Annotated in this window: 15 protein-coding genes; 8 read left to right on the top strand and 7 right to left on the bottom strand. The window is 59.0% G+C overall.

What is annotated here, in order from left to right; genetic code table 11:
- Positions 1–2: 2 nt before the first annotated feature.
- Positions 3–1,502 (bottom strand): response regulator, encoded by a 1,500-nt coding sequence (locus Q669_RS19140; RefSeq protein WP_022993062.1) that lies wholly within the window; start codon positions 1,500–1,502, stop codon positions 3–5.
- A gap of 196 nt (positions 1,503–1,698) precedes the next feature.
- Between Q669_RS19140 and Q669_RS16030 the strand changes: the two genes are divergently transcribed.
- Genes Q669_RS16030 through Q669_RS16020 form a run of 3 tightly spaced genes read left to right on the top strand, consistent with a single transcriptional unit; the run spans position 1,699 to position 3,920 of the window.
- On the top strand, positions 1,699–1,986 hold the full coding sequence (locus Q669_RS16030) for a hypothetical protein (RefSeq protein WP_014422636.1): 288 nt from the start codon (positions 1,699–1,701) through the stop codon (positions 1,984–1,986).
- A 44-nt stretch (positions 1,987–2,030) separates the two neighbouring features.
- Positions 2,031–3,407, top strand: coding sequence for a class II fumarate hydratase (locus Q669_RS16025; protein ID WP_022993061.1), 1,377 nt, complete (start codon positions 2,031–2,033; stop codon positions 3,405–3,407).
- Between the two features lie 30 nt (positions 3,408–3,437).
- The gene (locus tag Q669_RS16020) at positions 3,438–3,920 is read left to right on the top strand and encodes a CDP-archaeol synthase (protein ID WP_011786816.1); all 483 of its coding nucleotides are present in this window, start codon (positions 3,438–3,440) and stop codon (positions 3,918–3,920) included.
- A gap of 2 nt (positions 3,921–3,922) precedes the next feature.
- Here the strand turns inward: Q669_RS16020 and Q669_RS16015 are convergent, their stop codons facing one another.
- A complete protein-coding gene (locus Q669_RS16015; protein WP_022993060.1) occupies positions 3,923–4,894 on the bottom strand; it encodes a metallophosphoesterase in 972 nt (323 codons plus the stop codon).
- A 160-nt stretch (positions 4,895–5,054) separates the two neighbouring features.
- On the opposite strand from Q669_RS16015, the gene msrA reads away from it, so the two are divergent.
- Positions 5,055–5,705 carry a peptide-methionine (S)-S-oxide reductase MsrA gene (gene msrA / locus Q669_RS16010; protein WP_014422633.1) on the top strand — a complete coding sequence of 217 codons (651 nt, stop codon included), beginning with the start codon at positions 5,055–5,057 and terminating at the stop codon, positions 5,703–5,705.
- Between the two features lie 10 nt (positions 5,706–5,715).
- Positions 5,716–6,141 (top strand): peptide-methionine (R)-S-oxide reductase MsrB, encoded by a 426-nt coding sequence (gene msrB / locus Q669_RS16005; RefSeq protein WP_014422632.1) that lies wholly within the window; start codon positions 5,716–5,718, stop codon positions 6,139–6,141.
- A gap of 7 nt (positions 6,142–6,148) precedes the next feature.
- On the opposite strand, the gene Q669_RS16000 is transcribed toward msrB, so the two are convergent.
- A complete protein-coding gene (locus Q669_RS16000) occupies positions 6,149–6,466 on the bottom strand; it encodes a c-type cytochrome (RefSeq protein WP_022993059.1) in 318 nt (105 codons plus the stop codon).
- 57 nt (positions 6,467–6,523) lie between these two features.
- The gene (locus Q669_RS15995) at positions 6,524–7,750 is read right to left on the bottom strand and encodes a sulfite oxidase (RefSeq protein WP_022993058.1); all 1,227 of its coding nucleotides are present in this window, start codon (positions 7,748–7,750) and stop codon (positions 6,524–6,526) included.
- A 204-nt stretch (positions 7,751–7,954) separates the two neighbouring features.
- On the opposite strand from Q669_RS15995, the gene Q669_RS15990 reads away from it, so the two are divergent.
- Positions 7,955–8,719, top strand: coding sequence for a lysophospholipid acyltransferase family protein (locus tag Q669_RS15990; RefSeq protein ID WP_022993057.1), 765 nt, complete (start codon positions 7,955–7,957; stop codon positions 8,717–8,719).
- Positions 8,720–8,738: 19 nt separating this feature from the next.
- Here the strand turns inward: Q669_RS15990 and Q669_RS15985 are convergent, their stop codons facing one another.
- Complete coding sequence (locus Q669_RS15985; protein ID WP_022993056.1) at positions 8,739–9,716, bottom strand: calcium/sodium antiporter; 978 nt, start codon at positions 9,714–9,716, stop codon at positions 8,739–8,741.
- A gap of 463 nt (positions 9,717–10,179) precedes the next feature.
- On the opposite strand from Q669_RS15985, the gene mqo reads away from it, so the two are divergent.
- Both mqo and Q669_RS15975 read left to right on the top strand, forming a co-directional pair.
- On the top strand, positions 10,180–11,661 hold the full coding sequence (gene mqo, locus Q669_RS15980; RefSeq protein ID WP_011786810.1) for a malate dehydrogenase (quinone): 1,482 nt from the start codon (positions 10,180–10,182) through the stop codon (positions 11,659–11,661).
- Positions 11,662–11,705: 44 nt separating this feature from the next.
- Positions 11,706–13,376, top strand: coding sequence for an acetolactate synthase large subunit (locus Q669_RS15975; protein WP_022993054.1), 1,671 nt, complete (start codon positions 11,706–11,708; stop codon positions 13,374–13,376).
- Here the strand turns inward: Q669_RS15975 and Q669_RS15970 are convergent.
- Together Q669_RS15970 and Q669_RS15965 are read right to left on the bottom strand one after the other, a co-directional pair.
- On the bottom strand, positions 13,373–14,260 hold the full coding sequence (locus Q669_RS15970) for a chemotaxis protein (protein ID WP_011786808.1): 888 nt from the start codon (positions 14,258–14,260) through the stop codon (positions 13,373–13,375). The two genes, Q669_RS15975 and Q669_RS15970, sit on opposite strands and share 4 nt — an antisense overlap.
- A gap of 151 nt (positions 14,261–14,411) precedes the next feature.
- Entirely contained in the window at positions 14,412–14,678 is a 267-nt protein-coding gene (locus Q669_RS15965; protein ID WP_022993053.1) for an exopolysaccharide biosynthesis protein, read from the bottom strand.
- Positions 14,679–14,798 lie beyond the last annotated feature (120 nt).

The raw sequence follows: 14,798 nt of genomic DNA, 5'->3' as shown, positions 1-14,798 counted from the left end.
GGTCAGTTACCCGATCCCGGGAGTACCGGCAGGGTAATGGCCAGATGCAGGCACTGGCCATCTGCCTCAGCACTGACGTCCCCGCCCAGCAGGCTGGTGGTGACGAACAGCATCAGAAGTGCTGCCTGTTGTTCAAGAAGCGGATCGGAGAGCCGCGTGAGCGGAGCCAGTAGATGGCTGTAGATGCGTAGCGGTTGTTCCGGGGCTACGTGAAGCTGATCGCGACTTTCGGTTAGCACCAGGTGGCTCCAGTCAAGACCGGAGCTGACAAGCAGGGTGTTGAGGGCTTGCCCCAGTAATTCTGCCGGCGAGCAGGGTGGAGACGATGTGGCCCGTTCCTGGGGCGGGGTCCCGCTGAATAGTGACGTCATCCGGCTCTGCCCGGGGCCTGCCGGGACGATGTTTTCCAGCCGACTGAGTTCCTGCCGCACACGGTCGCAGAACCGCCGGACAAGCTCCTGTTCCAGATGCATGTCCTGGCTGGCCCTGAGGTGTGCTTTCGCCGCAGGCAGGTGGTCAATGCTGGCCACGGTATCCAGAAAAGCGTTCAGTGTGGTATCTGGAACCTGTGAACTCAGGATCGGTCTCAGATGATCGAGGAGCCTGCCGTGGCGTTGCAGGCGCAGCTCGGCAAAGCGTTTCCGGGTTTCGCAGCGGGTGTTGTCCAGAGCCGACGCTAGCTCACTGTGGCGAGCGATGGCTTCCCGGAACAGTGGCAGCAAGGTTTGTGCTTGCCAGGGTTTTTTCTGGTAACGAAAGATACGGCCTTCGTTCACGGCATTGAGGGCAACGTCCACCTCGCCCCAGGCGGAAGTCAGAATCCGGACAACGGCCGGATGAGACTGACGCAACTCATCCAGCAGCTCTTTGCCCTGCATGCCCGGCATCCGCTGGTCCGTCATCACCACTGCAATCGGCGCGCCTGGCGTTCGCAGATGTTCCAGTGCCGCTTCCGCAGTGTCTGCGGAAAGCAGGGAGAACTCATCCTGCAGGTGTTCGAGTTGACGGATCAGATATTTCGTGGCGGCAGGTTCGTCATCGACAATGAGCACAACGGGGCGCTGCCCCTCGGTGTTCGGCAGCGATGGCTGGTGTTTGGTCTGGCCGGACAGCTCCGGGCTTGTCAGGGCCGCTGTCAAAAGGTGTGAGCGTATGAGGTCTGGGTCCAGGGGCTGCTCGAAGCAACGATCGATTACCTGGGTGTCCAGCAGCGCCACCAGTTCGCTCAGGATAACGCGCTCGGTTATCAACACCCGGAGCACGGTGGGATATTGTGTTCTGGCCTTGGCCAGCAGAGCGGAGTTAATGGCGGTTGAGGTTTCGCATCCGGCTATCACCAGCGCTGCGGGCGGTGCTTCAGCGGCCACTATGTGCTCAAGCACTGCCTCATCCGAGCTAAAGGCGTGTATCGAGAAGTCCTGCGCGAACAAGGCCTCGAACGTCTGCTTTGCCTCTTCGCTATGGTAGCGCAGTAAAACCGCAGGTGAGTGGAAGTGCCCCATGTTTACCGGTCGTTCCTTGATATCGAATCGGCTGGACAGGTTATCAGGGTGGCATTCGTCGTTTTGTAAGAAAATCCTACAAATGCAGGATGGGTTGCCGGAAATGTTTGTTTCTGTGATGACTTTGGCAATTGCCAGAGCCCGGTGCCTGAGAGCGACTACACTTATCGCTGAGTGCTTTCAGGAGGGAAATGTCATGACCACTCAAGACGGCCATCTCACTAACCACGAAGTCACCATCTGCCTTGCCGGTGGCGCCGTGCTGGGTCCGTTCAATGCCACTTGGAGCCAGGACTCCGGCGGTGATGTACGAGAGCTGGTGCGCGAGTACGATGCCTTTCTGCAGGGCGAGAAGCAGAGCCGCTTCAAGTTTCACCTGCACGACACCTACACCAATACCGTGCACACACTGATTCTGAATTTTGAGCAGGTGACCGGTATCTGCGACCATGTCCGCCTGAAATCCCATGGTAACGGCACCTGAGGGCCGCTGTGGGAAGCTATCGAGCGTGACGTAAGGAGGATGTGATGACCGAGTTCAGAACTGAAAAAGACAGCCTGGGTGAGGTCCGGGTACCGGACAGTGCGCTCTGGGGCGCGCAGACCCAGCGTGCGGTGGACAATTTTCCGGTCAGCGGGCAGCCGATGCCGCCCGAATTCATTGCCTCTGTGGTTCAGGTTAAACGTGCGGCGGCCCAGGCCAACGCGTCACTGGGCTTGCTGGAGCCGGAGCTGCGTGATGCCATTTGTGACGCCTGCGACCGGTTGCTGAAAGGGGAACATGCGGATCAGTTTCCGGTGGACCGTTACCAGACCGGCTCCGGCACCAGCACCAACATGAACGTGAACGAGGTGATCGCGGCTCTGGCGGGCGAGCAGGGCGTGGAGGTTAATCCCAATGATCACGTCAACATGAGCCAGAGTTCCAACGACGTGATCCCGACTGCGATCCATGTCAGCGCTGTGCTGGCAGTGAAAAGCCGGCTGCTGCCGGCGCTGTCGCATCTCCGGGGAGTGATCTACGGCCGGGAGGCTGAACTGTCCGGGCAGGTGAAGACCGGGCGCACCCATCTGATGGATGCCATGCCGGTGACACTTGGCCAGGAGCTCAGAACCTGGCGGGAGCAGGTCGCGGCGACCGAGCTGCGTCTTGAACGGGCCATGGAGGACCTGGCGGCATTACCCCAGGGCGGTACTGCCGTGGGTACCGGGGTGAATGCGGCGTCGGAGTTTGCTGGCCAGTTTGTGAAGTTTCTGAAGCAGAATACGGGCTATCCGTTCCGGTCGCTGGAGCACAAGTTTCTGGGGCAGAGTGCGGTTGATGCGCCTGTGGCACTGTCTGCCCAGTTCCGTGGTGTGGCCGTGGTGTTCACCAAGATCGCCAATGACCTGCGCTGGATGAATAGTGGGCCGATCCATGGTCTGGCGGAAATCAGCCTGCCGGCCTTGCAGCCGGGCAGCAGCATCATGCCTGGTAAGGTGAATCCGGTGATACCGGAATCGGTGGCGATGGTGAGTGCCCAGGTGACCGGGCTGGATGCGGCTGTCGCCATGGCGGGCCAGTCCGGCAACTTCCAGTTGAATGTAATGCTGCCACTGGTGGGCGCAAATCTGCTGGATATGTGCGGGTTGCTGGCCAATGCCTCGAACCTGCTGGCGGACAAGGCCCTGCAAGGGTTCACCGTTAATACCGAAAACCTGAACGCGGGGGTGGGGCGAAACCCGGTTCTGGTGACGGCATTGAACCCTGAAATCGGCTACGCGCTGGCCGCGGATATTGCCAAAGAGGCATACCGTAGCGGGCGCCCGGTTATCGACGTTGCCGAGGAGCGGAGCGGATTGAGCCGCAAACGGCTTGAGGAACTGATGGACCCGCTCAAGCTGACCCGAGGAGGACTGACCTGATCTGGCCGGCTGTTAACAGGGGAAAGCAGAGTGCTGTTGTCGCTTGAGTTGTTTGTCATGCTGGTGCTGGCCAACGGGTCTCCGGTGGTTGTGGCGCGGTTGTTTCATCAGCATGGCAGTTGGCCCCTCGATGGTGGCCGGCTGTGGCGCGATGGCCGACCGCTGCTGGGGCCCAGCAAAACCTGGCGTGGGCTGGTTTCCGGCGTTCTGACCTGCGCGCTGTTCGCCCTGTGGGTGGGTCTGGGCTGGTTGTTCGGAGCGCTGTTTGCTTTCCTGTCGCTGTGGGGCGATATGCTCAGCAGTTTCACCAAGCGCCGTATGGGATTGGCTTCCAGCGCCAGGGCGGTCTGGTTGGATCAGCTGCCCGAGGCGCTGTTACCTATGGTGATGGCCTGGTACTGGCTGCCGCTGCCACTGTGGGAGGCGGTCGCCGTTGCCCTTCTGTTCGCATTGTCCAATATGTTGTTCTCTCCGCTGTTTTACCGCCTCGGTATACGTAAACAGCCACACTGAACTCAGGGCCCGCGAGTGAGGGTGTGAATGGTCACTTCCGGAGGGCAGTTCAGACGCACATTCAGGACCGAAGTGCCGGCTCCCGGTGAGGTGTAGCCTTGCATGCCGTTTACCTGCCAGAGCCCGCGGCCAAGGCGTCTCGGGCAATCGGAGTCCAGCGTCAGCGGGATGCCGCCGGGCAAACAGAGTTGCCCACCGTGGGTGTGGCCGCAGAGGAACAGGTCGTAACCGGCATGGGCGGCTTCCCGCCAGATTTCCGGCGTATGACTGAGCAACAGGCTGATTCCCCCTGCGGGTATATCGTCGCCGGCCCGGTGCAGGTTGTGAACCTTGTAGTAGTGGGCATCGTCCACGCCGGCCAGGTACAGGCGACTGTCGCCCCGTTCCAGCGGCACCATTTCATTCATCAGCAGGCGATAGCCCATGTCTTCAAGAGTCGGCACCATTCGTACACTGTCGTGGTTGCCCAGCACGGCATAGGCGTCGCCGTGAACGGCCTGGCGCAGTCTGTCCATACCGTCCAGAGCATCGTCTACAGGGCCCCAGGTGCGTTGGCGGTAATCGCCGGTCAGAACGCACAGATCGTAATCCAGCGGGGCGATTTGCCGTATAACTGCCTGCAGGTTGGCTTCGTCCATATCGACATGCAGGTCGGTCAGGTGAAGGATGCGGAAGCCTTCGAAGGCCGATGGGAGATCGGGCAACACGAAGGTGTTGTGCTCGGTGGTCAGTTTCAAACTGTTGGCCTGAGCCCGGCGTAGCAGGCCCACGGCCTTCAGGCAGAAGCGAATCAGTTTCGGAGCGTTGGTCAGGTTCTCCAGATGGAACGAGCGCTTGTCCCGCCCGAACACCCGGGCTTCGGTTTCCCGCTCAATGCCGAGGCGTTGACGGGCATGGACGGGCCCGAGCCTCAGGCTCAGGCGGTAGTGGAGCAGCTCGTCCTGATCTTCCGATACGCGAACCCTTGCGGTCATGCTGTTATCCCTGATGCCGAGCGGAACCTTATCAGTGGTTCCTGTCTTAATTATGGTTGTTGCCCTGGGTAGTGCAAATTACAGGTGCTGATTTGGCTTTTCAGTATTGAGACGCCACAATCAGTGATCATTCGACGATGTATAGTGTACGGAGTGGCCCATGACCGATGCATGTAATCTGCCCGGCCTGAGTGTTCCCAGGAGTCGTTTCCCGGACCCTGAACAGGATCTGCCTGAAGCGGCCGGTGAGTCCCGGCTGGTGTTGGCGGGGGGCTGTTTCTGGTGTGTGGAAGCGGTCTTTCTGGCGGTTGACGGTGTTCAACGTGTGACCTCTGGTTATGCCGGCGGTGAAGCCAGTACCGCGAATTACGAGGCGGTCTGTACCGGGAAAACCGGGCACGCCGAAGTCATCGAGGTGCATTATGATCCGGCACGGGTCAGCTTCGGCCAACTGCTGAAGCTGTTCTTCTCGGTGGCCCATGATCCCACCCAGCTCAACCGACAGGGTAACGATGTCGGCAGCCAGTATCGCTCCGCGATATTCTATGAGACCCCAGAGCAGCACGATGTAGCCGAGGCGTATATCCGCCAGCTGGATGCCGCCGGCGTGTATCCGGATCGCATCGTGACGACCCTGGAACCCCTGGAAGCCTTTTATCCGGCCGAGGAGCACCACCAGAACTTTGCCGCCCGTAATCCCTGGCAACCGTACATCATGGCGGTAGCGGCACCAAAAATGGAAAAGCTGGCCAACACCTGGCCCGAACAGCTGAAGCCCGAATTCAGCAAAGACGACCCGGACCAGGCTTGAGGAGGCACCGATGTCTGTATCTGCAGCAGGCTATGACCTGACACCGTTAACCCGGGCAGAAGTGGAAGCCCGGGCTGAGCATCTTTCTGAGGAAGAACGCCGGGTGCTGCTCGATCACGGCACCGAGCGTCCCTTCTGTGGCACGTTGCTGGATAACAAAACGTCCGGCACCTATCACTGCCGGTTGTGTGATCTGCCGCTGTTCAGCTCCGATTCCAAGTTTGATTCCGGCACTGGTTGGCCAAGTTTTTTCCAGCCCTTCGACCCGGAGCATATCCGATACCTGGAGGACTCCAGTCTTGGAATGACCCGTATCGAAATTCGTTGCCCCCGTTGCGACAGTCACCTGGGCCACGTGTTCCCTGATGGGCCGCCACCTACCGGGCAGCGTTATTGTCTGAACTCCATTGCCATGGACTTCCGCGAAACGGAATAGGGTCCTGCTACTTGGCGCTGGTGACGGACACCACATAGTCTGCTACCGCCTGAATCTGGCTTTCGGTGAGGGATTCCTCAAAGGCGGGCATAACGCCAACGCCACTGGTCACGGCCCGGATTACCTGATCCCGGTTCGGGCGCAGCTCATCCAGGTTGGGGCCGATAGACCCGGAGGCGCCGGCATCGGCCAGCGTGTGGCAAATGGTGCAGGACGGTTGCGCCACTTCCGTGAAAATCGCCCTTCCCGATTCGTTGTCGGCATGGGCGGTTTGTAAGGCCAGGGTCAGGCTGGCGGCCATCAGTGTCTGAGGCTGTCTCTTCATGGTCTTCTACATCTGGAATCAGCGGGCAGCGCTATCTCCGGCTCCGCCCACTGAGGATCAACCCACGGTGACCGTTACGCCATGGTCACTCCATCCGTTGTGGCCGTAGCCACGCTCGTTATCTATCCGCCCTTCGGGCTGGCTGTTACCCTCCACATCGGTGGCCTTGCTGACAATTCGGTGCTCGCCAGGGCCGAAATCGACAGCCATCACAAAAGGACGCCAGGCAAAAGGCCCCAGATCCGGCCCCAGGAACCGCGCCGGTTTCCAGTTTTTGCCGCCGTCGGTCGATACTTCCACCTTATCCAGCGCGACCGTACCGCCGAAGGCCACACCGTAGATCATGTTGCGTCCCTTCCGGCCGGACTCCAGTGGTGAAGTGACCCAGGATTTAACGTTCATCTCCCACATGGAGGGCTGGTCTGGTGAGCCCTTCATGCCCACATCCCGCACCCGATAACCCGAGGCCTGGATCTTGGCGTCAGTCTGATTTTCGGTAAGGGCAATCTGTTTCACGTATTTAACGTTATTCACACCGTAGTAACCGGGCACCACCAGCCGCAGTGGTCCCCCGTGGGTGTGTGGCAGAGGCTCGTCGTTCATCGCCCAGGCGAGCAGGGCGCTGTCCAGGGCGCGGGTGGGAATTGAGCGCTCAACCATGATGGATTTTGGGTCGACTCCATCGGGCAGACTCTCACCGCCGGTTCCGGTGATGTAACGTACACCGTCCACAGCTCCGCCGAGCGCGTCGACCACATCACGCAGGGGTACTCCCGTCCACATGACGCATCCGGCAGCGCCTACGGACCACTGGGTACCGCTGGCTCCGTGAGGGAAGAACGCCCGACCGTTGCCGGAGCACTGAAGTACCGAGGCAACGGTGGTCACGCCCATGGATTTCAGCTCACCCACGGTCAGGGTTCTCGGATTCTTCACGCCTTCGACACGGACTTCCCAGGCATCCGGGTTGTCGGTAACGCTTGCGGGCGGAGCCGGCAGGTTGTTGCGCACAAACAGTCGGTCGCTGGCGGTGATGACGCCGTTGCCGATGGCGCCGCGCTGGGTTTCCATGGTGTTGGTGCTGTGGATAATCAGCGCGCTGCGTTCTTTCCAGGCGGCATAATCCGGTAGCGATTTTGGTTCTTCCGCGGCGCTGAGCCGGCTGAATCCCAGCAAGCTGACTGCCGCCATGGCGCCGGCGCTGCCGATCAGAATGCTGCGCCGGGAAGGGTTGGCAAGGCCCGGGTCGTTAGGGCCCCGCTCCAGGGTTGTTTCGGTTTTCATGTTCCGTCTCCAGTCTTTGGTCTTGTTTGCGGACGGGCGAATACGCGGTTCGGTTTGCGTATGTATAACCTTATTACGTATAGATCCTGGTTAATAATTGATCAAATATTCAGGTGTTATTCAGTGGGTCCGGGAGCCGGTATAATCCGCCGCTATTGTCCGGCCCCTGCAGGCGCCGGCCGGAATGTTCCTGAGGTATTCAAAATGAAGCGACTGAATCTGAGCCCGCTTACCGAGTCGGCTACCCTGCTCCGACGTGCCGGCGTCGTGATTGGCTCCGTGGGGCTGACAGCGCTGTACTCGCTCTTGGTCCTGTTGCGGGCCCTGTTCGGACGCCTGAACCGGCCGATTGTCGACAAATATTGCCGGGAATGGTCGGCGGCGTTGTTGCGGCTGGTTCGGGCCAGCCTGGTTGTTCGCGGAGAAGTGCCGGACTTCAACGATGGCCGGCGCTACATCATCATGAGCACCCATGCCAGCCACTACGACATACCGGTCAGTTTTGTGTCACTGCCAGGTTCAATCCGCATGCTCGCCAAGAAAGAGCTGTTCAGCATTCCCCTGCTGGGGCAGGCCATGAGAGCCGCCGAGTTTCCGTCTATTGACCGTTCCCGGCGCAACCGGGCGGTGAAGGATCTGGAGAAAGCCCGTCAGATGATGGAAAGTGGCATTGTGTTGTGGGCAGCCCCGGAAGGCACCCGTTCTCCGGATGGTCAGCTGTTACCGTTCAAGAAAGGCTGCTTTCACCTGGCTCTGGATACCCAGGCTGTGATTGTGCCGGTGGCGATTCGGGGGATTCATCGGGTGCTGCCCGCGCGCACCTGGCAAATTAACCTGGGGCAGCCGGTGGACGTGCGCGTGGGCACTCCCATCGACACGGCAGGAAAAAGCAAGGACGACATCGCGGAGATTATGGCGGGCGTGCGTAAGAACCTGGAGGAATTACTGGGCGACGGCGAGGCAGAATAAACTGCCCCGCCGGCGATGCTCAGGCGGCAGAGACCACGGTGGAGAACAAATAGCCGGTGTAACCGATGTAAACGGCCAGCAGCAGGGCACCGTCAACCCTCGATACGAGCTTGCGCCAACCGGTCAGGCCGAAGCCCATGACCAGCAGCGCCAGAGTCAGGCCCAGCATTAACGTCCAGTCCCGGTACAGCACCTCAGGGTCTACCGACAACGGTTGAATCGCTGCGGCGAGCCCCACCACGGCCAGGGTGTTGAAGATGCCTGAGCCCAGGATGTTGCCCAGGATTAGGTCGTGTTCGTTCTTTTTGACGGCGGCAATGGCCGAAGCCAGTTCCGGCAGTGATGTGCCGATAGCGACAATAGTCAGGCCGATGATCAGATCACTCACACCCAGACTCTGGGCAATGGCGACCGCGCCCCAAACCAGCAGCCGTGAACTGACAATCAGCAGAATCAGCCCGATCACCAGCCAGATAACGGCGGTTTTCAGTGGCATTGGGTGGGCAACGATTTCGGACTCGGCATCCCCTCCGAGCGGGTCACCTTTTCCGCGTATACCCTGATAGATAGACCAACCCATCACAGCAGCAAAAACGCCCAGAAGCACCCAGCCATCCAGTCGGCTCAGCTCTCCGTCGATCAGTTGCGCACCGGCAATCAGAGTGAGTACGACCAGTAGTGGCAGTTCTTTGCGGATGACCTGTGAGTGCACGGCGATCGGCGCGATGATGGCGGTCAGGCCAACAATCAGGGCGATGTTGGTGATATTGGAGCCGTACCCGTTTCCGAGAGCCAGGCCGGGGTTGCCGTCAGACGCAGCCATGGCAGAGACCGCAAGTTCCGGAGCAGATGTGCCGAAGCCGATAATGACCATGCCGATCAGTAGCGTAGGCATGCCCAGGTGTTTCGCGGTGGCGGCGGCTCCTTCCACAAATTTGTCCGCACTCCAGACCAGCAGGATCAGGCCGGCAATAACGGCACCGATGGCCATCAACATAGAGAAACCTCAAGCAGATTAACGTCAGAAACCCCGGCCCAAGGCCCGGAGCTGAGTGTTTGGCGCACAAGATACCGTATTAAGGGGCGAGTGGTCAGCACTCAGATGCGCGCCTTTGCAGGTAAATACGGATGATCCAATGGTTGGACTCCGGGGTATCAGACTAAAGTGGCGCTGATATTGTTAACAAAACACGAGATAATCCCGGCAAAACGATAAGATGACGGGCAATGTGCCAGCACACCGGAAATCGCACCGCTGGTGCCAGCCATGCCCACAACCGACACGCATCAATTGATAATCGCAATTTATTCTTTCGGCGAAAATCGGGATAATTGCGCGCAATTTCAGACCGGAAGCTCACGGCAGCGCCGTCTACCTCGCGCCAGGCCGGCTTCCGACAGGCCACTTTGCTGATCGTGGAGTGGCAGCAGGCTTCAACACTAAGCTAGGGTGAAAACCAATGGCCGTTAGACAGGCAGATGTAGTGCTGGTCGGTGGGGGCGTCATGAGCGCGACCCTCGGCATGATGCTCAGGCAGCTGGATCCGTCCCTGGACATCGTCATGGTGGAACGTCTTGACCACGTTGCCCATGAGAGCACCGACGGATGGAACAATGCAGGTACCGGGCATGCCGGCTACTGCGAGCTGAACTACACCCCCGAAACCGATGATGGCGATGTCGAGATTGAGCGGGCGTTGAAAATCAATGCCCAGTTCGAGGTGTCGTTGCAGTTCTGGTCTTACCTGGTTGAGCAGGGCATCCTGCCGGAGCCGACTTCTTTCATTAATCGTACGCCGCACCAGAGTTTCGTCTGGGGCGAGAAAGACGTGGCGTTTCTAAAGCGCCGTTACGAGCGTCTGAGCGGGCACCACCTGTTCCAGGAAATGGAATACACGGAAAGCCCGGAGGATCTCGAAGAGTGGATGCCGCTGGTGGTTCGCCACCGTGATCCTATGCAGCGTGTGGCCGCGACCCGAATCAAACATGGTTCCGACGTGGATTTCGGTTCACTGACCCGAAGCATGGTGAAGTGGCTGGAAACCCAGCCCAACTTTGAGCTGATGCTCAGCAGCCCGGTGCACTACATTGATCAGCGCGACAATGGCCGCTGGAAACTGCGGGTGAAAAACCAGAAGACAGGCGAACTGACCAAGCTGGAAGCCGGTTTCGTGTTCCTTGGTGCCGGTGGTGGCGCGCTGCCGTTGCTGCAGAAGTCTGGCATTGATGAGGCCCGCGGTTACGGTGGCTTCCCGGTCAGCGGCCAGTGGCTGGTGTGCCAGAAGCCGGACATCGTCAAGGAGCACCATTCCAAAGTGTACGGTAAGGCACCGATTGGCGCGCCGCCGATGTCTGTCCCGCACCTGGATACCCGCATCATCAATGGCGAACCCGCCCTGCTGTTCGGGCCATTTGCTGGCTTCACCACCCGCTTCCTGAAGCAGGGCTCCATCTTCGATCTGATTGGTTCGGTGCGCGCGACCAACCTGCGCCCGATGCTGTCAGTCAGCAAGAGCAATATGGACCTCACCCGTTATCTGATCGGCGAAGTGTTCCAGTCTCATGCAGACCGCGTGAATTCCCTGCGCAACTTCTTCCCGGATGCCCGCGAAGATGACTGGAAGTTGCAGATGGCTGGCCAGCGGGTGCAGATTATCAAGCAGACCGAAGAGGGTGGCGGCAAGCTTGAGTTCGGCACCGAGATTGTCGCAGCCAAAGACGGCACCCTCGCCGCCTTGCTGGGTGCCTCTCCCGGGGCCTCTACTGCGGCTAACGCCATGATCAATGTGCTTGAACGCTGCTTCCCGGAGAAGATCAAGAGCGAGCAGTGGCAGTCCCGCATGAAGGAGCTGGTGCCATCTTATGGCCAGTCTCTGGTCGATAACGAAGAACTGCTCAACAGCGTTCGTGAACGGACCCTGTCAACGCTCAAGCTCAGGTAATGCTATCCTCTTGATTTGAGAATTCTCAGATCAAGAGGACAGTTATGGCCAATGATCATCGTCAGGCGCTTAACGGCGCCGAAGTATTTATCCGGGCACTTGAGAATGAAGGCGTAAAATACATTTTCGCCGTGCCCGGCGAAGAGAATCTCGCCTTCCTGGAAGCGTTACGCAATTCCAGTATCCGCCTGGTGTTGAACCGGCACGAACAGGCCGCCGGCTTTATGGCAGCGACCTATGGGCGACTGACTGGCCAGGTGGGAGTTTGCCTGTCCACGCTCGGGCCCGGTGCCACCAATCTGGTGACGGCCGCGGCCTACGCCCAGCTGGGCGGCATGCCCATGATGATGATCTCCGGGCAGAAGCCCATCAAGTCCTCCAAACAGGGGCTGTTTCAGATTCTGGATGTGGTGGATCTGATGCGGCCGCTCACCAAATACACCCGCCAGATCAGTAACGCTAACACCATCCCCGCCAAGGTTCGTGAAGCCTTTCGCCTTGCCTCGGAAGAACGCCCCGGTGCGGTGCACCTGGAGTTACCTGAGGACATCGCCGAGGAATCCGCCGAAGCGGGCATTCATATCTTTAATCCCAGTGATGCCCGCCGGCCAACGGCCAGCGAAAAGAGCCTGGATATGGCCTGCGACATGTTGCGCAGGGCTCATCATCCACTGATCATGATTGGTGCCGGCGCCAACCGTAAACGGGTATCCAAAGCCTTGCTGCATCTGGTGGATGTGACGGGCATTCCGTTCTTCACCACTCAGATGGGCAAGGGTGTGATTGATGAGCGTCACCCCCGTTACATGGGCAATGCGGCCCTGTCCGCCGGCGATTTTGTTCACTGCGCCATTGACCGGGCGGATCTGGTGATCAACGTTGGCCACGATGTGGTGGAGAAGCCGCCGTTCTTTATGACTCCGGGCGGTAAAAAAGTCATCCATGTGAATTTCAGCGGGGCCGATGTCGACCCGGTGTATTTTCCGCAGCATGAGGTGGTGGGTGACATTGCCAACAGTGTGGAGTACATGGCCGAGCACTGCGGACAATGTGCCAACCACGATTTCACCGGCCTGATGGAAGTGAAGCAGGCGGTCGACAAACATCTTCAGGAGCGGGCCACTGATGACCGTTTTCCGGTGATTCCCCAGCGCATTGTCCACGATGTCCGATCGGTGATGCCGGATGATGGCATCATTGCGCTGGATAACGGCATGTACAAACTCTGGTTTGCCCGCAACTACCCGGCTTACGACAACAACACCGTGCTACTGGACAATTCTCTGGCCTCCATGGGCGCGGGCCTGCCCAGCGGCATGATGGCGGCCATGCTTTATCCGGAGCTGAAGGTTATGTCGATCTGCGGCGATGGCGGCTTCATGATGAACAGCCAGGAGCTGGAGACGGCTGTTCGCCTTGGGCTGAACCTGGTCGTGCTGATCATCAACGACAGCGCGTACGGCATGATCAAATGGAAGCAGGGGCAGGACGGCTACGAAGATTTCGGGCTGGATTACCGCAACCCGGATTTCGTGAAATACGCGGACTCCTACGGTGCCGTTGGCCACAGGGTTAACCGTACCGAAGAATTGCGCCCGACCCTCGAGCGTGCACTGGAGGCTGGGGGTGTTCACCTGGTGGATGTGCCGGTGGACTACAGCGAGAACCGGCGAGTCTTTGATGAAGAGCTGGCGGAGCTCACCTGCCGGCTTTAGCCGGCCTGGGCAGCTCCGCGCAGCATGGCCTGTAACAGTTCATCCGCGTCAAACTTGGTCAGGGCCTCGTTGGCCCCGACCTGATTGGCGTAGCTCAGGCTCATCTCACTGTTCAGTGAGGTATGCAGGATAATGTAGGGTTGCTTGAGGCTGGCGTTATCCCGGACATCGAAGGTCAGCTCGTAGCCATCCAGCCCCGGCATTTCGATGTCGCTTACCAGAATCTCGATCGGGTGCCCCAGCTCGTGCTCTCTGAGCATCACCTGAAGAGCTTCATCGCCATTGGTGGTGACGTGGTAGCTGATGCCTTTGCTGTCCAGCACATCGCTCAGCTGTTTACGGGCCACCTGAGAATCGTCTACCAGCAGAATATTCAGAGACTTGAGTGTTTCGCTCTGAAGATCTGACAGCACTACGTCCTGGGCATCCAGGGATTCCGGATACACCTTGGCCAACAGCAACTCCACATCCAGTAGCTGGATAATGTCGCCATCCAAATCCAGCAAGCCGGTAATAAAGGCGTTGGTGCCCAGAGCCTTGGGCGGCGGCATCACGCTTTTCCAGTCTGTCTCGATGATCTGCTGAACACTGCGCACCAGAAAACCGATTTCCTGGCGCTGTATGTCGGTGACAATGATGGAAGCTTTTTCCTGCTCCTCGCGGGTAAGCGCCGGGTAGCCCACGGCCGCAGACATATCGATGACCGGCACGGCCGAGCCCCGGAAGGTCGCGGTTCCGATCACAGCGTGGTGGCTGTGGGGCAATTTGGTTAACCGCTGAAATGGGAGTATTTCCCGGATTTTCAAAGTGCCGATGCCAAACAGCCGCGAGCCGAACAGGCGGAACAGCAGGAGTTTCTGGGACTGCTTCGCTTTGCTGGACATAAACCGATCCTTGCAAAAAAGATAAAAGCTCCTTGCCGGAGCTCACAGTATTGATTCATGCGCTGACGACCACAAACAAGGTGCCAGCGATCAAAAGGTTATGTAGCAATAGTAGCAGCTTTATACGCAGCCATTCGTTATCAGCTTTGTATCAAATGGTGACAGGTTTGTCCGTCCATTGCAGGCCTTTAAACAGTTTCTGTTTGGAAATACGGCGGTTCGATAAACGGGAGGGAATCCAAACCGAGCGACGCTGGCACAGCAACTGGCCCAGGGTGAGTAGGACCAGCAGGCCCAGCAAGGTGGGCGCGCCGGGAATGTCGCCAATAAGCGGCGCCACCGTGATTAAACCGGCCAGCAGCACCAGTGGGCCAAAAGAACGTTCGCCCACCGCGGCCATCAGATCCCCAACCGACACCCGATCTTTATCCCGGGTATGGTCCCGATTCTGGCCACCAGCTCTGTGAGGCTTTCCGGGTCGTCTGGTTGGTTCATGGATGGCCTCATTTTCCGGAGTGTTGAGAGTGAGCTACATGGA

It is taken from the genome of Marinobacter sp. C1S70, from assembly GCF_000475355.1.
Lineage (GTDB): Bacteria > Pseudomonadota > Gammaproteobacteria > Pseudomonadales > Oleiphilaceae > Marinobacter > Marinobacter nauticus.
This window is presented reverse-complemented; position numbering and strand designations above follow the sequence as displayed.